This is a genomic window from Rhodococcus sp. SBT000017 (assembly GCF_003688915.1).
Lineage (GTDB): Bacteria > Actinomycetota > Actinomycetes > Mycobacteriales > Mycobacteriaceae > Rhodococcoides.
The window spans coordinates 1,981,675-2,002,653 of the sequence record NZ_REFU01000001.1; the positions used below are offsets into that span (position 1 = coordinate 1,981,675).

At 65.0% G+C, this 20,979-nt stretch carries 24 protein-coding genes; 11 read left to right on the forward strand and 13 right to left on the reverse strand.

The features are described 5' to 3' along the window. Window positions 1-37: 37 nt before the first annotated feature. The 9 genes from AYK61_RS08880 to AYK61_RS08920 form a co-directional block, all read right to left on the reverse strand. Window positions 38-517, reverse strand: a complete 480-nt coding sequence (locus tag AYK61_RS08880; RefSeq protein WP_121870535.1) for a Fur family transcriptional regulator — start codon at window positions 515-517, stop codon at window positions 38-40. 157 nt (window positions 518-674) lie between these two features. Continuing rightward, window positions 675-944, reverse strand: coding sequence for a metal-sensitive transcriptional regulator (locus tag AYK61_RS08885; protein ID WP_032397635.1), 270 nt, complete (start codon window positions 942-944; stop codon window positions 675-677). Window positions 945-996: 52 nt separating this feature from the next. After that, complete coding sequence (locus AYK61_RS08890) at window positions 997-1,416, reverse strand: DUF302 domain-containing protein (protein WP_121870536.1); 420 nt, start codon at window positions 1,414-1,416, stop codon at window positions 997-999. A gap of 24 nt (window positions 1,417-1,440) precedes the next feature. After that, window positions 1,441-3,594, reverse strand: a complete 2,154-nt coding sequence (locus tag AYK61_RS08895) for an MMPL family transporter (RefSeq protein WP_259467976.1) — start codon at window positions 3,592-3,594, stop codon at window positions 1,441-1,443. Between the two features lie 167 nt (window positions 3,595-3,761). After that, window positions 3,762-4,226, reverse strand: coding sequence for a MarR family transcriptional regulator (locus tag AYK61_RS08900; RefSeq protein ID WP_121870537.1), 465 nt, complete (start codon window positions 4,224-4,226; stop codon window positions 3,762-3,764). Between the two features lie 11 nt (window positions 4,227-4,237). After that, window positions 4,238-6,040 (reverse strand): acetyl/propionyl/methylcrotonyl-CoA carboxylase subunit alpha, encoded by a 1,803-nt coding sequence (locus AYK61_RS08905; RefSeq protein WP_121872584.1) that lies wholly within the window; start codon window positions 6,038-6,040, stop codon window positions 4,238-4,240. 14 nt (window positions 6,041-6,054) lie between these two features. Further along, window positions 6,055-6,294, reverse strand: coding sequence for an acyl-CoA carboxylase epsilon subunit (locus AYK61_RS08910; protein ID WP_183130215.1), 240 nt, complete (start codon window positions 6,292-6,294; stop codon window positions 6,055-6,057). 23 nt (window positions 6,295-6,317) lie between these two features. Then, window positions 6,318-7,928 carry an acyl-CoA carboxylase subunit beta gene (locus AYK61_RS08915; protein WP_121870539.1) on the reverse strand — a complete coding sequence of 537 codons (1,611 nt, stop codon included), beginning with the start codon at window positions 7,926-7,928 and terminating at the stop codon, window positions 6,318-6,320. 42 nt (window positions 7,929-7,970) lie between these two features. Continuing rightward, window positions 7,971-9,113 (reverse strand): acyl-CoA dehydrogenase family protein, encoded by a 1,143-nt coding sequence (locus AYK61_RS08920; RefSeq protein ID WP_121870540.1) that lies wholly within the window; start codon window positions 9,111-9,113, stop codon window positions 7,971-7,973. A 95-nt stretch (window positions 9,114-9,208) separates the two neighbouring features. Between AYK61_RS08920 and AYK61_RS08925 the strand changes: the two genes are divergently transcribed. From AYK61_RS08925 to AYK61_RS08945, 5 genes are all read left to right on the forward strand, one after another. Beyond that, window positions 9,209-9,790, forward strand: coding sequence for a TetR/AcrR family transcriptional regulator (locus AYK61_RS08925; protein ID WP_230596325.1), 582 nt, complete (start codon window positions 9,209-9,211; stop codon window positions 9,788-9,790). 79 nt (window positions 9,791-9,869) lie between these two features. Then, window positions 9,870-10,889, forward strand: a complete 1,020-nt coding sequence (locus AYK61_RS08930) for an LLM class flavin-dependent oxidoreductase (RefSeq protein ID WP_121870541.1) — start codon at window positions 9,870-9,872, stop codon at window positions 10,887-10,889. A gap of 86 nt (window positions 10,890-10,975) precedes the next feature. Then, window positions 10,976-11,782: a transglutaminase family protein gene (locus AYK61_RS08935; protein WP_121870542.1), complete on the forward strand. Its 807-nt coding sequence runs from the start codon at window positions 10,976-10,978 to the stop codon at window positions 11,780-11,782. 116 nt (window positions 11,783-11,898) lie between these two features. Beyond that, entirely contained in the window at window positions 11,899-12,069 is a 171-nt protein-coding gene (locus AYK61_RS08940) for a CsbD family protein (RefSeq protein WP_008718579.1), read from the forward strand. A gap of 93 nt (window positions 12,070-12,162) precedes the next feature. Then, window positions 12,163-12,423, forward strand: coding sequence for a lipopolysaccharide assembly protein LapA domain-containing protein (locus AYK61_RS08945; RefSeq protein WP_121870543.1), 261 nt, complete (start codon window positions 12,163-12,165; stop codon window positions 12,421-12,423). A gap of 48 nt (window positions 12,424-12,471) precedes the next feature. Here the strand turns inward: AYK61_RS08945 and AYK61_RS08950 are convergent, their stop codons facing one another. From AYK61_RS08950 to AYK61_RS08965, 4 genes are all read right to left on the reverse strand, one after another. Then, window positions 12,472-13,971, reverse strand: a complete 1,500-nt coding sequence (locus AYK61_RS08950) for a Mur ligase family protein (protein ID WP_259467978.1) — start codon at window positions 13,969-13,971, stop codon at window positions 12,472-12,474. Continuing rightward, the gene (locus tag AYK61_RS08955; protein WP_121872586.1) at window positions 13,968-14,273 is read right to left on the reverse strand and encodes a hypothetical protein; all 306 of its coding nucleotides are present in this window, start codon (window positions 14,271-14,273) and stop codon (window positions 13,968-13,970) included. Before AYK61_RS08955 ends, AYK61_RS08950 begins: the two co-directional genes overlap by 4 nt. Before the next feature lie 108 nt (window positions 14,274-14,381). Further along, window positions 14,382-15,173: a bifunctional hydroxymethylpyrimidine kinase/phosphomethylpyrimidine kinase gene (thiD, locus tag AYK61_RS08960; RefSeq protein ID WP_121870544.1), complete on the reverse strand. Its 792-nt coding sequence runs from the start codon at window positions 15,171-15,173 to the stop codon at window positions 14,382-14,384. A 63-nt stretch (window positions 15,174-15,236) separates the two neighbouring features. Then, window positions 15,237-15,971: a GAF and ANTAR domain-containing protein gene (locus AYK61_RS08965; protein ID WP_259467979.1), complete on the reverse strand. Its 735-nt coding sequence runs from the start codon at window positions 15,969-15,971 to the stop codon at window positions 15,237-15,239. Window positions 15,972-16,215: 244 nt separating this feature from the next. Here AYK61_RS08965 and AYK61_RS08970 point away from each other — a divergent pair, with 244 nt between their 5' ends. The 6 genes from AYK61_RS08970 to AYK61_RS08995 all read left to right on the forward strand — a co-directional run bounded on the left by AYK61_RS08970 (window position 16,216) and on the right by AYK61_RS08995 (window position 20,970). After that, window positions 16,216-16,653, forward strand: coding sequence for an SRPBCC family protein (locus AYK61_RS08970; RefSeq protein WP_121870545.1), 438 nt, complete (start codon window positions 16,216-16,218; stop codon window positions 16,651-16,653). Beyond that, window positions 16,650-17,969 (forward strand): APC family permease, encoded by a 1,320-nt coding sequence (locus tag AYK61_RS08975; protein ID WP_259467980.1) that lies wholly within the window; start codon window positions 16,650-16,652, stop codon window positions 17,967-17,969. The genes AYK61_RS08970 and AYK61_RS08975 overlap by 4 nt, the downstream gene beginning before the upstream one ends. Then, the gene (locus AYK61_RS08980; protein WP_121870546.1) at window positions 17,966-19,558 is read left to right on the forward strand and encodes an NAD(P)/FAD-dependent oxidoreductase; all 1,593 of its coding nucleotides are present in this window, start codon (window positions 17,966-17,968) and stop codon (window positions 19,556-19,558) included. Before AYK61_RS08975 ends, AYK61_RS08980 begins: the two co-directional genes overlap by 4 nt. Before the next feature lie 156 nt (window positions 19,559-19,714). Continuing rightward, the gene (locus AYK61_RS08985) at window positions 19,715-20,071 is read left to right on the forward strand and encodes an STAS domain-containing protein (protein ID WP_121870547.1); all 357 of its coding nucleotides are present in this window, start codon (window positions 19,715-19,717) and stop codon (window positions 20,069-20,071) included. A gap of 31 nt (window positions 20,072-20,102) precedes the next feature. Then, window positions 20,103-20,492, forward strand: a complete 390-nt coding sequence (locus AYK61_RS08990) for an STAS domain-containing protein (RefSeq protein ID WP_121870548.1) — start codon at window positions 20,103-20,105, stop codon at window positions 20,490-20,492. A 28-nt stretch (window positions 20,493-20,520) separates the two neighbouring features. Continuing rightward, a complete protein-coding gene (locus AYK61_RS08995) occupies window positions 20,521-20,970 on the forward strand; it encodes an ATP-binding protein (RefSeq protein WP_121870549.1) in 450 nt (149 codons plus the stop codon). Window positions 20,971-20,979: the final 9 nt, after the last annotated feature.

The window sequence follows — 20,979 nt, forward strand, 5'->3', positions numbered from 1 at the left end:
TCCAAGGTGTGACGATCGGGCTGTGATCGAGGTCGGTTCACGAACTCTGCTGTGTCCGAGAACCGGGAGGGAACGAAACAGGAGCTGTCGACTGCCCTCGAGCAGTCGAACACTGTGCGCAGAAGCCCCAGTAGATGACTTCCGCCTCGTCGATCGTGAAACCGACGGAGTCCGATGCGGTGAGACACGGCGTTTCGCCGACCGCGCAGTCCACGTCGGCGATGACGCCGCAGGAGCGGCACACCGCGTGGTGGTGGTTGTCGCCGACACGAGATTCGTACCGAGCAGGCGATCCTGCCGGTTCGATTCGCCGTACCAGGCGCGCCGCGGTCAACGCATTGAGCACGTCGTACACGGTTTGCCGCGACACCTCGGGCAGCACCGATCGCACGAGTCCGAGGATCGTGTCGGTGTCTGCATGAGGATTGGATCCGACGACCTCGAGCACCGCGACCCTGGGACGGGTCACGCGCATGTCGGCGGTGCGTAACAGCTCCGCGTACGGTGAGATCGGCATCACAGTAATACTATCCTCCGCTTTTCTGGACAAAGTCAAGTATGCAGCGGAATTCGTCGGATGTCGACCTCGACGTCGCACAACAGCGTCGTCACGGAGCAATCGCGACTCCCACTGTTCGCTCTCCCGTCGCTCCCTCGTGGGATTCGACCCAGGATCAGGCCAGCGCCAGGAACAGCTTCTCCAGTTCGGCCTCGGTCATCGGCTCCTTCTCGCCCGCGCTCTCGCCGGTCATGCATTCACGCAGACCGGTCGCCACGATCTTGAATCCGGCCTTGTCCAGCGCTCTGGAGACAGCAGCGAGCTGAGTGACCACATCCTTGCAATCGCGTCCGTTCTCGATCATCCCGATGACGCCGGCCAGCTGACCGTGCGCACGCTTGAGCCGGTTCAATACCAGTGCGATGCTGTCTTCGTCGCCGATCATGTCGATCCCCTCGATGGTTGTGGTAGTGAACCCGATGGTACCCCCGGGGGCATCAAGCGGGATCGGATCCGGTACCGCCCAGTGCCGCGATCGCCGCCTGCAGTTTCTCGGTGGCCTCGGAGGCGACCGCACCCAATTCGGGCTCACCGGTGACCTCGACCATGATGGCCGGATTCATCGCCTCGACGACGACGGATCCCACTACGGCCGTGTTCTCTCGGACCACCACGTTGCACGGCAACAGCAGGCCGATCTGCTTCATCACTCCGACGGCGCGATGAGCGAGTCCCGGGTTGCATGCCCCGAGAATCACGTAACGCTCCATGTCCTCGCCGAGCTTGGCTTTGAGGGTGGCCTGCATGTCGATTTCGGTGAGAACTCCGAATCCTTGCTCCGACAACGCCTTTCTGGTGCTGTCGATCGCGGTGTCGAAGTCGGTGTCGGTCAGTGTGGTGGACAATGCGATGTTCATGGTGACTCCTGAGAAATTGTTGTGTCAGTGCGAAAAGCGGATGGAGGGCAGTACCGCGCGCAGCCATGCCGGCGACCACCAGGCACCGTGCCCGGTCAATCGCAACAGGACGGGAAGCAGCACGAGTCGAACGAGGAACGCGTCGAGCAGTACAGCGACACCGAGGATGATGCCCATCTCCTTGGGTGGCAGCGGATCGGAGAGTGCGAACGTGAAGAACACTGCCACCATCACCGCTGCTGCGGCAAAGATGACCCGCCCGGAGTGGGCCAACCCGTCGACCTGAGCAACCTTGGAGTCACCCGAGCGTTCGTAGTGTTCCTTGGCGGTGGCCAGCAGGAAGACCGTGTAGTCCATGGCGATGGCGAAGATCATCGCGAAGAAGAACACCGGGCCCCAGCCGTCCAGGAATCCTTGCGGGGTGAAACCGAGCAGTGACGCCCCATGGCCGTCCTGGAAGATCAACTTGGCGACTCCGAAGGCCGCCGCGGTGGACAGCAGGCTCACCAGAGTGCCGAGCAGCGCGATCAGTGGGGCCTGCAGCGCCACCAGAAGCAGCACGAACCCGAGGACCAGGATGATCCCGACGACGATCGGCAGGTAGTCGTTCAGGGCCTGCTGGAGGTCCAGGTTCTCCGCGGGCGCTCCGCCGACGAGTGCCGAATCGGGCAGCGTGGATCGCAGATCGGCGAGAACGGTACTCATCGATTCGTCGGACGGATCCACCGACGGAATTGCCTGCAGCAGAGCAAATCCCGAACCGTCAGCGGCACTCTGCGGCGGAGTCACCATCGAGATCCCGTCGACTCCCGCAGCGACGGTCGCGGTCTCGACGGCATCGGCGTCGGGGACCACGATCTGCAGCGCTCCCGGCGCGCCCGGTCCGAACTGGGCCTGAACGAGTTCGTAGCCCTGCCGCACCGGTGCGTCCTCGGGCACCACCGCGATCGACGGCATCGCTACTTTCAAGCCGAGTACCGGAAGCGCCAGGGCGATCAGAATTCCCACGGAGACGACGGCGAACGGCCACGGGTGCTTGTGCAACAACTCGCCCCAGGCCGCGAACTTCGGGGATCGATGCTCCTGCCGCTTGGCGTACGGCAACGAGGCGGCATTGACCTTGGGCCCGAGCGCCCCCAATGCCGCAGGCAGCAGCGTCATGGTTGCCAGCAACACGAAGGCGACGGCCAGCATGATCCCGACAGCCATCGTGCGCACTGCAGGCGCGGGGACGAGCAGTACTGCGGACAGACTCACCAGCACCGTCAGCCCGGACAACACGACGGCTTTGCCTGCAGTGTCCATGGTTTCGGCCACTGCGGCCCGAGGGTCGGCGTTGCGCAACGCGTCGCGGAATCGAGCGACGATGAACAGCGCGTAGTCGATTCCGAGCGCGAGGGCGAACATCATCGCGAAGTTCATGGCCCACACCGAAATCGGCGTGACACCGTTGAGCAGAACGAGACCACCAGCGGATGCGACGAGTCCGGCGACGGTGAGCAGCAGCGGCAATCCCGCGGCGACGAGCGATCCGAACGCAAGCACCATGATCGCCAATGTGACTGGCCACGAGAATAATTCGGCCTGGATCATCGCATCGTGGTTCGCCTTGTTGAAGTCCGACCACAGGGCCGACGAACCGGTGGGATACACCTCGATTCCGTCGGTCGAGAGCGCGGTCAACCGCTCCTTCACATCGTCGACGGCTTTGACCATCTCGTCGGTGGTGCCGTTCGCCCCGGCGATGACGATGCCGGTGCGGCCGTCCGGGCTGATCGTCATACCCGGTTGCGGCGCAACGACGTCCCCGAATCTGGTATCGCCGGTGAATACATCGGACACGTCGGCAATCACATCCTGAACAGCGGGATCGGTGATGGGTGCCGAGTCGGAGTGGACGACCACCTGCACCGCCGCGGAGGAATTACCGCCGAAGTGCTGCTGGGCCAACTCTCGAACCTGTACGGATTCGGATCCGTTCGCCTGCCATCCCGCTCCGGCCAGCGACGAGAACACCGAGGGCGCAAACGAACCGAGGCCCACGAGCACGATGAGCCACACACCGAACACCCACCGCCGGTGAGTCACCATCGAGCCGCCCGCGCGGCCGAGCAGGCCCGGCTCGGCCTGAGGCCGATCATCAGGTGGGCGAAGAACTTCGGCGTCACGCAGCGACATTGTGCTCCTATACGGGTGGGGGTATCGAACGGGGCAGACGAAACCCTCGAACGAACGAACCTGCCCACCTTCGCACATACCCAGGGGGGTATGCAAGTACCCCTGGGGGTATCACCTCAGGGGTACTTGTTCTTCAGAGCCGAATAGCCGGTGTTGTCACCCGCCGGTCAGCGCCGACCGTTCCACTGTTTCTCGATGCCACGCAACACCTCGAGCGTCCGAGCAGAGTCGGCATCGACCGCCATCCTCGACCGAGCGCGCTCGAGCGCACGCTCGGCCCGAGTGACCGCACGGTGCCCCGAGTCGGTGGCCTCGACCATGTACTGCTGCCGATTTCGCGGATTGACGCTACGCACCAGCAACCCCGCCTCGACGAGACTGGCCGTCGTGGCGGTGATACTCGTCCGGTGTCGCACCAACTCACGCGACAGCGCACTGTAGGACATCGGCCCTCGCCTGGACACCAGTTCCAGCACCTCGTACCTCGCCCAGCTCAGCCCCTGCGCGTCCAGTGCCTCCGCCAGACGAACCCGCGCGGCCGACGCCATGCGCAGCACCGTGGACACGATTTCGAGCTCGGTGGAATGCACCGGAGAGGTACCACCGTCGAACGATTCAGCGAGGGCAGTCATCGGACACTCCCCTACTTGATCTCTGCGAGGACGGTGCCTTGGGTGATGGCGTCGCCTGCGGTGACGGTCAGGCCGGTGATGGTGCCTGCTTTGTGGGCGTTGACGGGGTTTTCCATTTTCATTGCTTCGAGGACGGCGATGAGGTCGCCGGCGTCGACGGTTTGGCCTTCGTCGACGGCGACTTTGACCACGGTGCCCTGCATGGGTGCGGTGACCGAGTCACCGGATGCGGCTCCGGCTCCGGCTCCGCCGCGGGTGCGGGCTTTGGGTTTGCGGCGCACTGCACCCGCGTTACCGCCGCCGCCGCTGCCACCGCCGAGGGACAGTTCCCCGGGCAGGGACACCTCGACGCGTCGGCCGCCGACCTCGACGACCACCGACTGCCGCGGCAGGACCTCGTCGTCGTCGAGCGGTTGCCCGGCGGTGAACGGGGGAACTTGGTTGTCCCATTCGGTTTCGATCCAGCGGGTGTGGACGTCGAAGGATTCGCCGTCGCCGATGAACGCCGGATCGGAGACCACCGCGGCGTGGAACGGGATGACCGTGGCAAGTCCTTCGACGGTGAATTCGGCCAACGCACGACGCGACCGCGCCAATGCTTCCTCGCGGGTGGCTCCGGTGACGATGAGTTTGGCGAGCATCGAGTCGAACTGGCCCCCGATCACCGAGCCGGATTCGACTCCGGAATCGACGCGCACACCGGGTCCGGAGGGGGCGGTGAAGGTGGTGACCGGTCCGGGGGCGGGCAGGAAGCCGCGTCCGGCGTCTTCGCCGTTGATGCGGAACTCGAACGAGTGGCCGCGTGGTTCGGGATCGTCGGTGATGGACAGTTCTTCGCCGTTGGCGATCTTGAACTGTTGCAGCACCAGGTCGATGCCGGAGGTTTCCTCGGTGACGGGATGCTCGACCTGCAGTCGGGTGTTCACCTCCAAGAACGAGACCAATCCGTCTTGGCCGACGAGGTATTCGACGGTCCCGGCACCGTAGTAGCCGGCTTCGAGGCAGATGGCTTTGGCGCTCGAGTGGATTTCTTTGCGTTGGGCGTCGGTGAGGAACGGGGCGGGGGCTTCTTCGACGAGTTTCTGGAAGCGGCGTTGCAGGGAGCAGTCGCGGGTGCCGGCGACGATGACGTTGCCGTGTTGGTCGGCGATGACCTGTGCTTCGACGTGGCGCGGCTTGTCGAGGTAGCGCTCGACGAAGCATTCCCCGCGCCCGAACGCGGCGACCGCTTCGCGGGTGGCGGAGTCGAACAGTTCGGGGATTTCCTCACGGGTGCGGGCGACTTTCATGCCGCGTCCGCCGCCACCGAATGCGGCTTTGATCGCGATCGGGAGGCCGTGTTCGTCGACGAACGCAAGGATTTCGTCGGCGTCCTTGACCGGTTCGGACGTACCGGGGACGGACGGTGCTTTGGCGCGGGCGGCGATGTGGCGGGCGGTGACCTTGTCGCCGAGGTCGCGGATCGACTGGGGTGACGGGCCGATCCAGATCAGTCCGGCATCGATCACCGCTTGGGCGAAGTCGGCGTTCTCGGAGAGGAAGCCGTAGCCGGGGTGGATGGCGTCGGCACCGGACTTGGCGGCGGCGTCGAGGATCTTGTCGATCACCAGATACGACTCCGCCGAGGACTGTCCACCCAGTGCGAAGGCTTCGTCGGCCAACCGGACGAACGGGGCATCGGCATCGGGCTCGGCGTACACAGCGACACTGGCCAACCCGGCATCGGCGGCCGCCCGGATCACCCGCACCGCGATCTCACCACGATTGGCGACAAGAACCTTCGAGATTTTCTTATGGGAAGTCGAGGTAGTCATGTATTGAAATTCCTTCACTGGCCATATCGGGCATTGACGAAAAGAGCTGGGGCACTGGCAAGTCCGTATCGATGCAGATCCTCGGGACGACCCCACAGATCCGATACAACCGGAGCTTCGACGGTCGCCGAAGACCGCGCTGCGGTCAGAACAGCAACAACGGCAGCAATGTCGGCGTCGGTGGGGCTTCCGCGAAACGACCAACCAGGCGACGCAGCAACATGATTCGCGTCGCCGTTCGTTTCGTTGCTCACTGCGTCATGATTCGCTTCGCCGCTCATAGTGGGATGTTTCCGTGTTTCTTGGGTGGGAGGGTGACTTGTTTGCGTTCGAGTAGTCGTAGTGCGGTGACGATCTGGCCGCGGGTGTGGCTCGGTGGGATGACGGCGTCGAGGTAGCCGCGTTCGGCGGCGATGTAGGGGTTGACGAGGGTGTCCTCGTATTCCTGCTGCAACGTCAGGCGGAGGGCGTCGACGTCTTCACCGTTCTTCGCGGCGTCGAGCAGTTGTTTGCGGTAGACGAATCCGACGGCTCCGGAGGCTCCCATGACGGCGATCTGTGCGGTGGGCCAGGCGAGGTTGACGTCGGCTCCCATGTGCTTGGATCCCATCACGTCGTACGCCCCGCCGTACGCTTTGCGGGTGATGACGGTGATCTTCCCGACCGTTGCTTCGCCGTAGGCGTAGAGCAGTTTCGCGCCGCGTCGGATGATGCCGTTGTATTCCTGGCCGGTGCCGGGCAGAAAGCCCGGTACGTCGACCAGGGTGATGATCGGGACGTTGAAACAATCGCAGGTGCGCACGAACCGGGCAGCCTTCTCGGAGGCGTCGATATCCAATGTGCCCGCGAACTGGGTGGGTTGGTTGGCCACGATCCCCACCGATCGGCCGTCGATGCGCCCGAACCCGACGATGATGTTGCGTGCCCGCCCTTCCTGGACTTCGAGGAATTCGTCGTCGTCGAGGATCCGGGTGATGACCTCGTGCATGTCGTAGGGGGTGTTCGGTGAATCGGGGATCAGGGTGTCGAGTTCGAGATCCTCGGCAGTGAGCGAGTCCTCGATCGACCCGACAACGGGGTCCGACGGTGCGGTGCGGGGGGCGTCGGCGCGATTGTTCGACGGCAGGTACGACAGGAGGTCGCGGACGTAGTCGAGGGCGTCCTGTTCACCGGAGGCGACGTAGTGCGCGACCCCGGATTTCTCCATGTGGGTTCTCGCGCCGCCGAGTTCTTCCATCGTGACGTTCTCACCGGTGACGGTTTTGATGACGTCGGGTCCGGTGACGAACATCTGGCTCGTGCCGTCGACCATGACCACGAAGTCGGTCAACGCCGGGGAGTAGACGTGCCCGCCTGCGGCGGGTCCCATGATCACCGAGATCTGCGGGATCACTCCCGACGCGCGGACGTTGCGGTGGAAGATCTCCCCGTACAGTCCGAGGGAGACGACCCCTTCCTGGATGCGGGCTCCGGCGCCTTCGTTGATGCCGACCAGAGGGCGGCCGGTCTTGACGGCCAGGTCCATGACCTTGACGATCTTCTCGCCGTAGATTTCCCCCAACGAGCCGCCGAAGACGGTCGCGTCCTGGGAGAACACGCACACATCGCGGCCATCGACCGTGCCGTAGCCGGTGACGACACCGTCACCGAACGGCCGGTTGTCGGCCAACCCGAAATTCTGGGAGCGGTGCCGGGCCAGGGCGTCGAGTTCGACGAACGAGCCCTCGTCGAGCAGGGCGGTGATCCGCTCGCGGGCGGTCAGCTTGCCTTTGGCGTGGACCTTGTCCACCGCCGCCTCACCGGACGGAATCTCCGCAACCGCGAGACGTTTACGAAGATCGGCCAATTTACCCGCAGTGGTATGGATATCGGGTTCGGTTGTCGTCATGCAGAGGTCCCCTACGTTGTGTGGAATGGCAAACGGAGATCGTCAGTTCGTGGCAAGCGAGCGCGCGATCACCAGACGCTGAATCTGGTTGGTGCCCTCGAAGATCTGAGTGATCTTGGCGTCGCGCATGTATCGCTCGACGCGGAAGTCGCGGGTGTACCCGTAGCCACCGAACACCTGCACCGCATCGGTGGTCACCTTCATGGCAGCATCGGTGGCGATCAGCTTGGCCACGGAAGCGTTGCGCGAGTAGGGAAGTCCGGCGTCACGCCGACGGGCAGCATCGAGGTAGGTGGCGCGGGCAGAGTCAACCGCCGCCGCCATGTCCGCCAGCACGAAACCGAGGCCCTGGTGGTCGATGATCTTCTTGCCGAAAGCCGTACGCTCCTGGGCGTACTTCACCGCGTCGTCGAGCGCCGCCTGCGCGATTCCCACTGCTACAGCAGCAATTCCGAGCCGTCCGGCATCGAGTGCGCTGAAGGCGATCTGCAGTCCCTGCCCCTCCGCACCGATTCGCCACTCGGTGGGTACGTGGACGTTGTCGTAGTGCGCCGAGGTCGTCGGGATCGCGTGCAGTCCCATCTTCTCCTCGGGCCTGCCGAAGCTCAGGCCGTCGGTTCCATCCGGAACGAGAAAGCACGAGATGCCCTTCGATCCTTCGCCGGTCCGGGCGAACAGGTTGTAGAAGTCGGCCACTCCGCCGTGCGTGATCCACGCCTTCGAACCGTTGACCGTGTAGCCACCCTCGGTCGGGGTTGCCTTGCAGCTCAGTGCGGCGGCGTCGGAGCCGGCCTGCGCCTCGGACAGTGAGTACGCGCCGATCTGTGCACCACCGAGCATGCCGGGAAGCTTGTCGGCCTTCTGCTGATCGGTACCGAAAACCATCAGGGGGTGGCAGGCCAGGCCGTGCACGCTCACCGCAACGGCCACTGCCGCCCAGCGCGATGCCAGTTCTTCGAGAACCTGGAGATAGACCTCGTACGGTTGTCCTCCCCCGCCCCATTCCTCCGCGTACGGCAGGCTCAACAGGCCCGCCTCGCCGAGGGTGTCGAACACTCCGTCGGGGTACGCCTCGCGCCGTTCGTGATCGTCGACGATCGGGTCGAGCACCTTGTCTGCCACGTCGCGGGTCAGCGCGATGAGGTCGCGCGCTTCGGCAGTGGGCAACAGACGATCGACGGGCACGTGAAAAACCTCCAGAAAGTTCGGATCAGTACTGCCGGGCGATCCGCAGTACTGATGCAGAGTACTGCACAAGACGATGCAGTACCATCCCTGATGTGAACGCACCCGTGACCTCGCATGCCACGGCTCGCCGTTCCGAGCTCTTCGACCAGCTCGTGAGTCTGTTTCTGGCAGAGGGCTTCGCGCACCTGACGCTCGACACCATCGCGGCCCGCCTCCGCTGCTCCAAGTCCACGCTGTACACACTGGCGTCGAGCAAGGACCAGCTTGTCGGCGGTGCCACCGTGCACTACTTCAAGTCCATGACCACGCAGGTCGAAAGCGCGGTCGCCGAGGTCGATGGCACCCGCAATCGCATCACCACGTATCTGACTGCGGTGGGAGCAGCCCTGGAGTCGGCGTCCGAGCAGTTCATGACGGACCTGGCGTCACTCGAGGCGGCCCGCTCGGTGTACGAACGGAACACCGCGATCGCCGCGCGCCGCGTCCAGGAGTTGATCAGCGAGGGCGTGGCCAGTGGCGAGGTGCGCGACGTGCACGCGGCCTTCGTCGGCGACGTCGCCTCCTCGGTCATGGTTCGCATTCAGACTCGCGAGGTGTTCCGCCTGACCGGACTGAGCGACGGCGACGCCTATCTCGAACTGGCGAAGCTCTTGACCGCCGGCATCGGTGCGTAGCCCCGACGCCGGGAATGGATTCGACCCGACACACGCTGAAGTACAGTGAATAGTTGATCCTTCAACGAAAGAGCGCGTGATGAAGAAGATCGGATTTCTGTCCTTCGGGCATTGGTCGGCGTCCCCACAGTCACAGACGCGGTCGGCGTCGGACGTGCTGCTGCAGTCCATCGACCTCGCGGTCGCGGCCGAAGAACTGGGTGCCGACGGCGCGTACTACCGCGTCCATCACTTTGCCAGCCAACTCGCGTCACCGTTCCCCCTCCTCGCCGCCGTCGGTGCCAAGACGAGCACCATCGAGATCGGCACCGGCGTCATCGACATGCGCTACGAGAATCCGTTCTACATGGCCGAGGACTCGGGTTCCGCCGATCTCATCTCGGGCGGACGGTTGCAGCTCGGGGTCAGCCGAGGATCGCCCGAGCAGGTCATCGAGGGGTATCGCCATTTCGGCTACACACCGGCCGAGGGTTCCGACCACGCCGACATGGCCCGCGAACACACCCGCATCTACCTCGATCTCCTCGAGGGCAAGGGCTTCGCACAGCCGAATCCACGGCCGATGTTTCCCAATCCGCCCGGACTCCTGCGCCTCGAACCGCACTCCCCCGGTCTCCGACAGCGCATCTGGTGGGGTGCCGGCACCCGCGAAACCGCCGAATGGACCGCGCGCCAAGGCATGAATCTGATGAGCTCGACGCTGTTGAGCGAAGACACCGGAGTGCCGTTCCATCAGTTGCAGGCCGAGCAGATCGAACGATTCCACAAGACGTGGAGCGACGCCGGACACGATTTCGCTCCGCGAACTTCGGTGAGCCGCAGCATCTTTCCGATCGTCAACGATCTCGATCGCGCCTATTTCGGCCGAGAGGGCAGTGGCGACGATCAGGTCGGTTACATCGACGGCGGCAAAGCCCGATTCGGCAAGACGTACGCAGGCGAACCCGATCGACTGATCGAGGAACTCGCTGCGGACGAAGCGATCGCGGCCGCCGATACCTTGCTGCTCACCGTCCCGAACCAGTTGGGCGTCGACTACTGCGCGCACGTGCTCGACACTGTGGTGCGCGACGTCGCCCCCGCGCTGGGGTGGCGCTGAACACTCGCGGAGCGAGATGGGGTTGGTTTCGGCGGATACGGGTACTGGCAGCACGTTCACCCACCCCCACCTGCCAGGAGTTCGAAGTGCTCAAACGCGACGTATCCGCGCGCCTCGATGTAGACATCACCGCAGCCACCACGCTCGAATTTCAGATCGCGATTGCGCCACACCCGGGCACGACGGTCACCGAATCACTGTCCTTCGTTCTCGACGGCACCCCCATCGAGGCGAAGGAAGTGAGCGGGCCGCACGGCAACCGAATTCACGTCATGCCCGCCGACGTGGGCAACCTACAGGTGTCGTACGACGCCACAATCGTGGGCAACACCACCCCGGCTCCGGTCACCGACTACGACATGTCGCTCTACCTCCGACCCAGCCGGTACGCCGAGGCCGACAAGTTCTACGGTTTCGCCGCAACCGAATTCGGCGACTACGCGGACTCCGAGGAACTGCTGGCCAAGATTTCCGCGTGGGTCGGCGCTCGCCTGAGCTACGTTCCCGGAAGCAGTGATCCGATCGACGGAGCTGTCGACACGCTGCTCGCCGGACAGGGCGTCTGCCGGGACTACTCGCACCTCGTGGTTGCCATGCTGCGCGCGGTCAACGTTCCGGCCCGCCTGGTGGCGGTGTACGCACCCGGCTGCGATCCGATGGACTTCCACGCCGTCGCCGAGGCGTTCGTGGGTGGCCAGTGGCGCGTCGTCGATGCCACCTGCCTCGCCCCGCGCTCGACGCTGGTGCGCATCTCGGTCGGTCGCGACGCCGCCGACACCGCATTCCTGGACAACCACAAGGGTGCCATCACGCTGAACAGTTCCGTGGTCACCGCGGTGGTCGACGGCGACCTCCCCCATGACGACATCACCGAGCTGGTCTCCCTCACCTGACCCTACGAACGAACGGCGCCGTGATGTGATCTGCATCACGGCGGCGTTTGTTTTCGCCGACGAAAACCGACTAAGTATCCGTTACCAACATTCACAGCCACCTGAAAGGGGCCCACATGAGCTTCATCGACAAGGCCAAGAACGCAGCAGAAGACGCCATCGGCAAGGCCAAGGAAGTTGTCGGCGACGCCACCGACAACAAGGACCTCGAGGCCGAGGGCAAGAAGGACCAGGGTTCGGCAGGCGTGAAGAAGGTCGGCGAGAACATCAAGGACACCTTCAAGTAACCACCCCCATCGCATCGAGTGCCGCCGATCTCGACGATCGGCGGCACTCGCCTTTCACCCCTCCTACTTCACACCAGAGAACGGATTCCCCTCATGACCGCATCGACCGACACGACACAGACCACCAAGCGTCGCGGCGGATTCGCCTCCAAGTTCGCCCTCCTCGTCACGCTCGTCCTCGTCGCAGCACTGGTGATCTTCGTGCTGCAGAACACGATTCACACCAACATCAACTTCCTCGGCTGGAACTTCGAGCTCGCTCAGGGTGTGTCCCTGCTCGGTGCCGCTGTCGTCGGTGCCGTCATCGCGCTCGCCGCAACGGCCGCACTGAAGGTTCGACGCGCAGTTCGCTGATCACGTAGAGCCGGTCGACGACACCGTCGACCGGCACAACCACGTCACTCAGACGATGTCGCTCAACAGTTCTCGAAGCACCACACGATCGTCGAACTCGACGATCTCACGACCGTAGACCTGCTCGGTGTCGCAGCCTCGGCCCGCGACCACAACCACGTCTCCCGGCCCGGCGGTGTGCACCGCGAGCGCCAGCGCGGCACGACGATCCGGCTCCACCATCACCACTGCCGACCGCGCAGCTCGCGCGCCATCCGCCACTGCTCGGCGGATGACATCGGCGTCCTCGGACAGCGGGCTCTCGTCACTGACGATCACCACATCCGCCAGAGCCGCTGCGGTGGCACCCAGCGGGAAGCGTTTGCCGGGATCACGTTCCCCCGTCGCCCCGACAACCACTATGACCCGTCCGGGCACCAGAGATCGCACGAACGGCAGCAAGCTGCGCTGCCCCGCGGTGTTGTGCATGTAGTCGACCAGGGCCAGAAACGATTGTCCGGCGTCGATGCGTTCGAGCCGGCCGGGAACCGAACGGACACGCTCGAACCCGGCGGCGACCGACTCGAGACCCTTGCCCGCAGCCAATGCGACGGCGAGCGCGGTCAGCGCGTTGCTCGCCTGGTGCGGTCCGAGCAGGGGCAGGCGAATGTGCAGCGAACCCAGCGGAGTTCGCACCGTCATGGATGTATCGGCATCGGTGCACTCGATGTTCTCGCCCACGACATCTGCGCGCGGATCGGCTGCAGACCACGTCCAGCACGGAACGTCGACCAGCCGGGCGAGTCGTCTGCCGTGTACGTCGTCGATCCCCACTGCCGCGACGGCCGTTCGGTCGGCTGCGAACAACTCGGCCTTCGCCGCGAAGTACTCGTCCATGCTGCCGTGATAGTCGAGATGGTCCGGGCCGAGATTGGTGAACCCGACCGCTGCGAACCGCACGCCGTCGACGCGGTGTTCGGAGACCGCGTGCGAGGACACCTCCACTGCAACCGCAGTCGCACCCTCGTCGCGAAACCGTCCGAGTGTGCGCTGGACGGTGGCGGCCTCCGGTGTCGTTCGTGCCGTCGGCACCGATGTCAGTGGTCCCTGAAGACCTATGCCGGTCATCGTGCCGACAACCTCGCCGGACGCGGCGAGTCCGGCGGCGAGAAGCAACGCGGTGCTGGTCTTTCCGTTGGTGCCGGTCACGCCGTACATGTCCATCGTGTCGGCCGGATACCGATGGATCCGGGCGCAGACCGGACCGGCGCTTCGACGCGGATCCGCAACGACGATGGTCGGCAGCACCGTCGACACTCGGTCGGACAGCACGGCGACTGCTCCGCGCTCGAACGCCTCGATCTCGAAATCCAGTCCGTGAACGTGCGTGCCGGGAAGCGCCACGTACAGGTCCCCGGGCATCACGGTGCGCGAGTCGTCACTGGCCCCGGTCACCGAAACGGACTCGATGGGTTCCGGTGATCCGAGCGAGAGGGCCAGATCGGCCAGGGGCACCCCGACGACTCTCGACAGTGACCGTTGGCTCTCGTACGACGCGGAGTCGGTCAATGCCCGGCGGGGTCCGTCAGCGACTTACCCTCCTGCGCTTTGACGCGGCGGCGTTCGAGCAGCACCAGCACGATTCCGGCAATCAGGAGGATCGGCGCGGCCACCGCCCCGATCCACGTCCAGCCACTGAACCCGTACCCGGCTGCGGTGAGGGTGAGGCCGAGGCTCACCAATGCCAGACCGATGCAGATGTATCCCGGCCAGTTGCGGGTGTCGACGATCGCCTCACCGGCGTGACCACGTGTGGTCCGATCGTCGTCGGTGGCGCCGGCGTCGGCTTCGCCCGTGTTCTCGTCTGCCATGTGGATCCCCTCCGGATGCGGACCGTTCATCCCATTCGAGACAAACCGTCCACGACGGCTGCCCGCTCGAGACGGGAGGTAAACCTGGCAGCGAAGCGAATCGACCGATCAAGCGTGCCAACCCACCGCTGCGAACGGAGCGTTGCTCGTCACTCGGCCGACGATGCCTGCGTGCGCGAAGTCCTTTGCGGTTGCCACCGCATCGAGCACGTCCGCACCCTTCGCCAGCTCGGCGGTGATGGCAGCCGCGAAGACGCAGCCCGCTCCCGAGACCCGCTCGTCACCGATCTTGGGAGCGCGCAACACGGTCAGTTCGGAACCGTCCCAGACGACGTCGACGGCCTCGTCTCCGGGCAACCCCGCACCGCCCTTGACCACCACGTAGCCCGGTCCGAGATCGGCAATTCGCTTGGCCGCCTCGCCCAGATCGTCGACGGTGGTGATGGCGTCCATTCCGGACAACGTCTGGGCCTCGAACAGGTTGGGGGTGATCACGGTGGCCAGCGGAAGAATGTCGCGCCGAAGCGCATTGTCGGTGTCGAGCGCCGCGCCCGGCTCCTGCCCCTTGCAGATCAACACCGGATCGACCACCACGTGCCGCCACGGCTGCAGACGCAACGAGCTCGCCACGGTCTCGACGGTAGCGGGCGTGCCGAGCATGCCGATCTTGACGACATCGAGATCGTGTGCGGCAGTGGCAACTTCGATCTGATCGGCGATGACCGAGCTGTCGATGGGGACGAAACGATGGCCCCAGCCGGACTTCGGATCGAACGAGACGATGCACGTGATGGTGCCGACTCCGTAGACCCCGAGCCGCTCGAATGTCTTGAGATCTGCCTGCAGACCGGCTCCACCGGTGGCTTCCGAACCTGCGATCACGTACGCGATAGTCGACATGAGCTCAGTATGACAAGCACCGCTGCGCCTCGAATCAGGTGGTCGAGCGGCGGGTCAGTGCGGTCAGCTCGGCAGATCGGGCTTGGTCGGGTGGTCACGGCTGATCAGCTGCGCCGCCAACATCGACACCGGCACGTTCATTTCCTGCGACAGCGCGCCGAGCATGTCGAAGGCGCGGATGGCGTCGACGTCGAAACGCTCCATGATGATCCCCTTGGCCTGACCGATTCGATCTCGCGAGGCCAAGGCGCTGCGAAATTGCTCACCACGCCGAGCGCTCGACAGCGCGATCGCCGCGTGTGTGGCCAGGTTCAGTGCCGAATCCTCGGTCTCCGGATCGAACCGGCCGGTGCCCTCGGCGAGTAGATTGAGCGCGCCGAGTTCCTGCCCGTCGGTGTAGAGCTGGATGGACAGAACCGAACGAACCGGAGTCCGTTCGACCACCGCACGAGTCAGTCGTGGCCACCGGTCCTCGGATTCGACGTCCTCGATCCGCACTGTCTGATGAGTCCAGATGGCCTCGAAACAGGGCCCTTCTCCATGCTCGTGCTGCAAAGCATCGAACGTGCGAGGCGCATCGCCGGTCGAGGCCGTCGACTCCAGGTATTCCGGGCGTCGGCCCTTGCCTACTCGCCGAACCAGAGTGACCCCCGCATGGTCCACCCCGTCGAGCAATCGCACGGCCGCCGCCGTGACCTCCTCCAACACCTGCTGCTGGGTCAAAGATCCGTGGACGACCGTTCCGTGCGCCGTGAGAGCCATCTGCGAGATTCGTTCGTAGATGTCGACCTGTTCCACGTCTTCATCCTTTCGACCGCATGCGTCCCGTCGGTACCTTCTCACACCGGTGCGATGGCGCGCAGTCCCTGCGAACGGCTCTCCTGCTGCCGGTTGAGGTGGACAGTTTCGGGGCATACGGCAGTATCGGATCGTTCTACCGTGCGATCGCAGCATCGAGAGTGCCCCACTTCCAGCCCCGGAGTGTCGACGAGCACCGATCGCGCGCTCACACAACACCACGAGAGATTTCGGAGGCCCAATCGTGCCCACGAGCAGAGACACCACAGCCAGCTGTGAGGACGTCTGGAACGTTCTGGCGAACGGATGGACGTACGCCACCTGGGTGGTCGGTGCATCCCGAATTCGCGCAGTCGACGACACCTGGCCCGCCGCCGGTGCCGCGATCCACCATTCGGTGGGTGCCTGGCCCGCCGTACTGAGCGACATCACGCGCTCGGTGGGAATTCATGCCGACCGCGAAATCCGGCTCGAGGCGCGGGCGTTGCCGTTCGGCAAGGCGTCGATCACCTTGCGGCTACACCCGATTGCCACCGGCTGCCGCATCGAGATCATCGAACATGCGATCACGCCGCCCTTCGACCTGGTGCCGAACAGGGTGCAGCATCTCCTGTCGCATCCGCGTAACGCCGAGGCACTACGCCGGCTCGCTCTGCTGGCAGAGCGGTCCACGGCTCCGTGAGCAAGTCCCCACTGCGACAGGCAGTCTCGGGGAAGATGCTGTTCGTGTTCATTCTCGGCGACGTGCTCGGCGCCGGAATCTATGCTCTCGTCGGCGAGATCGCGGGTGAGGTCGGCGGTGCGATCTGGCTCCCCATGCTCGTCGCGCTGCTGATGGCGCTGCTGACCGCTGCGTCGTATGCGGAACTCGTCACCAAGTACCCACGAGCAGGTGGCGCGGCCGTGTTCGCGCAGCGCGCGTACGGCCGCCCGCTCGTGTCGTTTCTGGTGGGGTTCTCGATGCTCGCCGCAGGTGTCACCAGCGCCGCAGGCTTGGCGCTCGCCTTCTCGGGCGACTACCTGGGTGTGTTCCTCGACGTGCCTGCCGTGCCGGCCGCGGTTGTCTTCCTGCTTCTGGTCGGGCTGCTCAACGCCCGCGGGATCACCGAATCGTTGCGGGCGAATCTCGCCATGACGATCGTCGAGGTATCGGGTCTGGTGCTGATCGTCGCCCTCGCCGGTCTCGTCCTGAGCCGGGGCGACGGCACGCCGTCCAGGGTCCTCGAATTCACCGACGAGACAACTCCGACGCTCGCAGTGCTCGGCGCGGCTCTGCTCGCGTTCTATTCGTTCGTGGGATTCGAGACGTCGGCGAACATCGCCGAAGAAGTCGAGGACGTGCGACGGGTCTATCCGCGAGCTCTTCTCGGTGCCGTCACCGCGGCCGGGGTGGTCTACGTGCTCGTCGGTCTCGCAGTGTCCACCGTCGTGCCCGCCGACACCCTGGCGCAATCGAGCGGTCCGCTGCTCGAGGTCGTCGCCGCTGCCGATGCCGGCATTCCGCCGTGGGTCTTCGGCCTCGTCGCACTGATAGCGGTAGCCAACGGCGCACTGCTGACCATGATCATGGCGTCGCGACTGACCTTCGGCATGGCGCGTGACGGTCTGCTTCCCGGCGCATTGGCCAAGGTTCTGCCGGGGCGCAAGACTCCGTGGGCGGCGATCGTCGCCACCACGGTCGTCGCGATGGTGTTGTGCAGCACCGGTTCCGTCGCTGCGCTTGCGGAGACCGTGGTGCTGCTCCTGCTGTTCGTCTTCATCAGCACCAATGTCGCGGTGCTGGTACTCCGCAGCGATCGGGCCGACTCCGGTCATTTCCGGACACCGACAGCACTCCCCGTCCTGGCATTGATCACGTGCGCAGTTCTACTGACCCAACAGTCCGCGGCAACGTGGCTGCGCGCCGGATTGCTCCTCGCCGTGGGAGTAGCGCTGTACTTCGTCGGTAACCTGCTGACCAGCAAGACCGATCCCGACCAGAGGAGTGCAGTCTCATGACCACCACCGAGGTCGACGCGATCGTGATCGGCAGTGGCCACAACGGCTTGGTGGCGGCGGCGGCGATGGCCGACGCCGGCTGGGACGTCGTGGTTCTCGAGGCCGCCGAACATCCCGGCGGCGCTGTGCGCAGCGCCGAGCTCGTGTCCGGTTTCACCAGCGACCTCTTCAGCGCCTTCTACCCGCTGGCTCTCGCCTCGCCTGCCATGACGGCACTCGAGCTGGAAAGCCACGGGCTGCAGTGGTCGCACTCCCCCGCGGTGTACGGCCATGCGCGGTCACCGCAGGACACCGACGCGCCGGTCGTTCACCACGACGTCGAGACCACCGCTGCGCGGCTGTCGGAACACGACGCGCGAGACGGCCGAACCTGGCTGCGGCTCTTCGAGCAGTGGGAGCGCATTCGCGAGCCCTTCATGAATTCGTTGTTCGGACCGTTTCCACCCGTCGTCCCAGCCGCTCGACTCGTCCACACCTTGGGGGTGCCCGAGACACTGCGCTTCGCGCGATTCGCGGCCCTCCCCGCCCGGGTGATGGCTCACGAACTCTTCCACAGCGAGGCTGCTCGCTGCCTGCTGCTGGGCAACGCCATGCACGGTGACGTCCCGACCGATGCCCCGGTGAGCGGCATGATGGGCTGGCTGCTCACGATGCTGGCCCAGGACGTCGGGTTTCCGGCCCCCGTGGGCGGATCGTCTGCGCTGACGGCCGCGTTGATTCGTCGCGGTGCTGCGTCGGGTGCGGTGCTCGAGTGCGGCCAGGCGGTCGAGCACATCGAGGTGCGCGGCGGCCGCGCTCGTGCAGTGCACACCGCTGCAGGAGACACGTTTCGAGCGCGTCGGGCGATCGTGGCCGACGTGTCCGCGCCGGCCCTGTACGGTTCACTACTTCCGTTCGACGCCGTACCTCGCCGAGTGCACGAGGACTTGCGCACCTTCGAGTGGGACACCCCGGTGGTCAAGGTGAACTACGCGCTCGATCGCCGAATACCCTGGAACTCACCGTCTTTGGCCGATGCCGGCACCGTCCATCTCGGTGCGGACGACAACGGCCTCGTGCACTGGGCGGCAGATCTCACCACCGGAGTTCTTCCTCGGAGCCCGTTCATGCTGTTCGGCCAGATGACCACCGCCGATCGGAGCAGATCACCGGAGGGCACCGAAAGCGCCTGGGCCTACACACATCTGCCGAGGGGCGTCGTCGACGACGCGGCCGCCGACACCGTGGCGAATCGGGTGGACGACGTCCTCGAAGCCCACGCACCGGGTTTTCTCGATTCGGTCGTCGGGCGGGTCGTCCAGCGCCCGAGCGACCTGTACGGTGCCGACGCCAATCTGCACGGTGGCGCGGTGAACGGCGGAACCGCGCAGCTGCAGCAGCAGTTGATATTTCGACCGACGCCGGGACTGGGGCGGTCGGAAACGCCGGTGGAGGGGCTGTTCCTGGGTTCGGCATCGGCGCATCCGGGTGGCGGAGTGCACGGAGCAGCCGGCCTCAATGCTGCCCGGGCAGCGCTGGGCCAGCGAGGCGTGCGTGGCTGGATGAAGAAGAAGATCACCGGTTCACTCATCGACGTGCTGGCCCGGTAGCGCCGTTATCGAAACGAGATATTTCGTTACTCGTTCGAGATATGGGGCGAAGCCTTCTGCAATTGCGCACTGACATCGTTGAAAGCACAACAACTCAGCATCGGCACCGGGCGGGCAAACCGACCGGGACGAGCGCTTCGGGGAAGAGGTAACGACATGTTGACCAGCACCGCAACCATGGAACGCTCCATTCGCGACGACGAGGGCGTGTTCCGAGTCGAGACCGTCGTGCGACCGGACGGCCACAACACACTGCGCGCTTCGGGCGAACTCGACATGTCCACCCGGGCCGAATTCGTGCACAGCCTCGACCGCCTGGCCGCTACGTCCGATCGGGTCTCGGTCGATCTGTCGGAGGTGTCGTTCATGTACTCCGGCGTCGCCAATGCGATCATCGACGCCACCTACGTACATCCGGGGAAAATCGCCGTGCTCGCACCTGCCCGATCGGTCCGCATGGTCCTGGAAGTACTGGGCGCAGGCGACCTGTTCGTCGACACGTTTCGGTCGTGAATCCGACTCGACAACAGGTAACGTCGGGCATATGCCAGACGAGCCGACCGGAGCCCCCTTCGAGATCGTGGCGGCAGCCCACGACGCGACGCAGGTGCTCACCGTTCGAGGCGAACTCGATCTCGACACCATCCCGGAACTGTCGGCCGTAGCGTTTCCCGCTGCCGACACCGCTCGAGGTGGACTCGTGGTGGACCTGACGGACGTCAGCTTCCTGTCGTCGAGCGCGATAACGGTGCTGGTGCGAGTGTGCGATCGACTCCCCGACGCCTCGCGCATGGCGCTGGTGGCGGTCGACGGAGTCGTGGTTCGGCCTGTGCAGCTCAGCGGAATCGATCGGGTGATGGCAACTTTCACGACTCTGCCCGACGCGGTGGCCCACGTTCGGTCGGCAGCTCTCGACGCGGAGGTCGACCGATGACCGGCCGGTACCGATTCGGACTCCTGTCATGACCGAGAGTGGCCGAACACCGTTTCCCCTGCGCTGGAGCCACACCGCGCCGGCCGAGCCCGCCGTGGCTACTGCCATCCGGCGCCGATTGCACCATTGGACCCTCGAACTCGGTGTCAGCAACGGTCTGGTGGACGACATCGTCCTCGGTGTCTACGAGGCACTGGCGAACGTCGTCGAACACGCGTATCGATCGGTGCCCGAGCCCGGGACGATGACAATCACCGCCGCCTACGAACACCGGACACTGACAGTGACGATCTCCGACACCGGGACGTGGCGTCCACCGACGCCGACGACCAATCGCAGCCACGGTCTGCACCTCGCAGCCGCGGTGGCCGACGACCTCCTCGTCGACCACCGACCGGGTTTCGGCACCGTGGTGACTGCTGTGTGGACCGATCCGGTCACAGCCGACCGCTCGAGATCCGCCACCCGCTCGTCATGACCGAAGGGA

Bases quoted from the DNA above. Each gene is read 5' to 3' on its own strand.
- AYK61_RS08880 (WP_121870535.1), bottom strand. From the start codon at position 517: ATGCCGATCTCACCGTACGCGGAGCTGTTACGCACCGCCGACATGCGC.
- AYK61_RS08885 (WP_032397635.1), bottom strand. From the start codon at position 944: ATGATCGGCGACGAAGACAGCATCGCACTGGTATTGAACCGGCTCAAG.
- AYK61_RS08890 (WP_121870536.1), bottom strand. From the start codon at position 1,416: ATGAACATCGCATTGTCCACCACACTGACCGACACCGACTTCGACACC.
- AYK61_RS08895 (WP_259467976.1), bottom strand. From the start codon at position 3,594: ATGTCGCTGCGTGACGCCGAAGTTCTTCGCCCACCTGATGATCGGCCT.
- AYK61_RS08900 (WP_121870537.1), bottom strand. From the start codon at position 4,226: ATGACTGCCCTCGCTGAATCGTTCGACGGTGGTACCTCTCCGGTGCAT.
- AYK61_RS08905 (WP_121872584.1), bottom strand. From the start codon at position 6,040: ATGACTACCTCGACTTCCCATAAGAAAATCTCGAAGGTTCTTGTCGCC.
- AYK61_RS08915 (WP_121870539.1), bottom strand. From the start codon at position 7,928: ATGACGACAACCGAACCCGATATCCATACCACTGCGGGTAAATTGGCC.
- AYK61_RS08930 (WP_121870541.1), top strand. From the start codon at position 9,870: ATGAAGAAGATCGGATTTCTGTCCTTCGGGCATTGGTCGGCGTCCCCA.
- AYK61_RS08940 (WP_008718579.1), top strand. From the start codon at position 11,899: ATGAGCTTCATCGACAAGGCCAAGAACGCAGCAGAAGACGCCATCGGC.
- AYK61_RS08945 (WP_121870543.1), top strand. From the start codon at position 12,163: ATGACCGCATCGACCGACACGACACAGACCACCAAGCGTCGCGGCGGA.
- AYK61_RS08955 (WP_121872586.1), bottom strand. From the start codon at position 14,273: ATGGCAGACGAGAACACGGGCGAAGCCGACGCCGGCGCCACCGACGAC.
- thiD (WP_121870544.1), bottom strand. From the start codon at position 15,173: ATGTCGACTATCGCGTACGTGATCGCAGGTTCGGAAGCCACCGGTGGA.
- AYK61_RS08980 (WP_121870546.1), top strand. From the start codon at position 17,966: ATGACCACCACCGAGGTCGACGCGATCGTGATCGGCAGTGGCCACAAC.
- AYK61_RS08985 (WP_121870547.1), top strand. From the start codon at position 19,715: ATGTTGACCAGCACCGCAACCATGGAACGCTCCATTCGCGACGACGAG.
- AYK61_RS08990 (WP_121870548.1), top strand. From the start codon at position 20,103: ATGCCAGACGAGCCGACCGGAGCCCCCTTCGAGATCGTGGCGGCAGCC.
- AYK61_RS08995 (WP_121870549.1), top strand. From the start codon at position 20,521: ATGACCGAGAGTGGCCGAACACCGTTTCCCCTGCGCTGGAGCCACACC.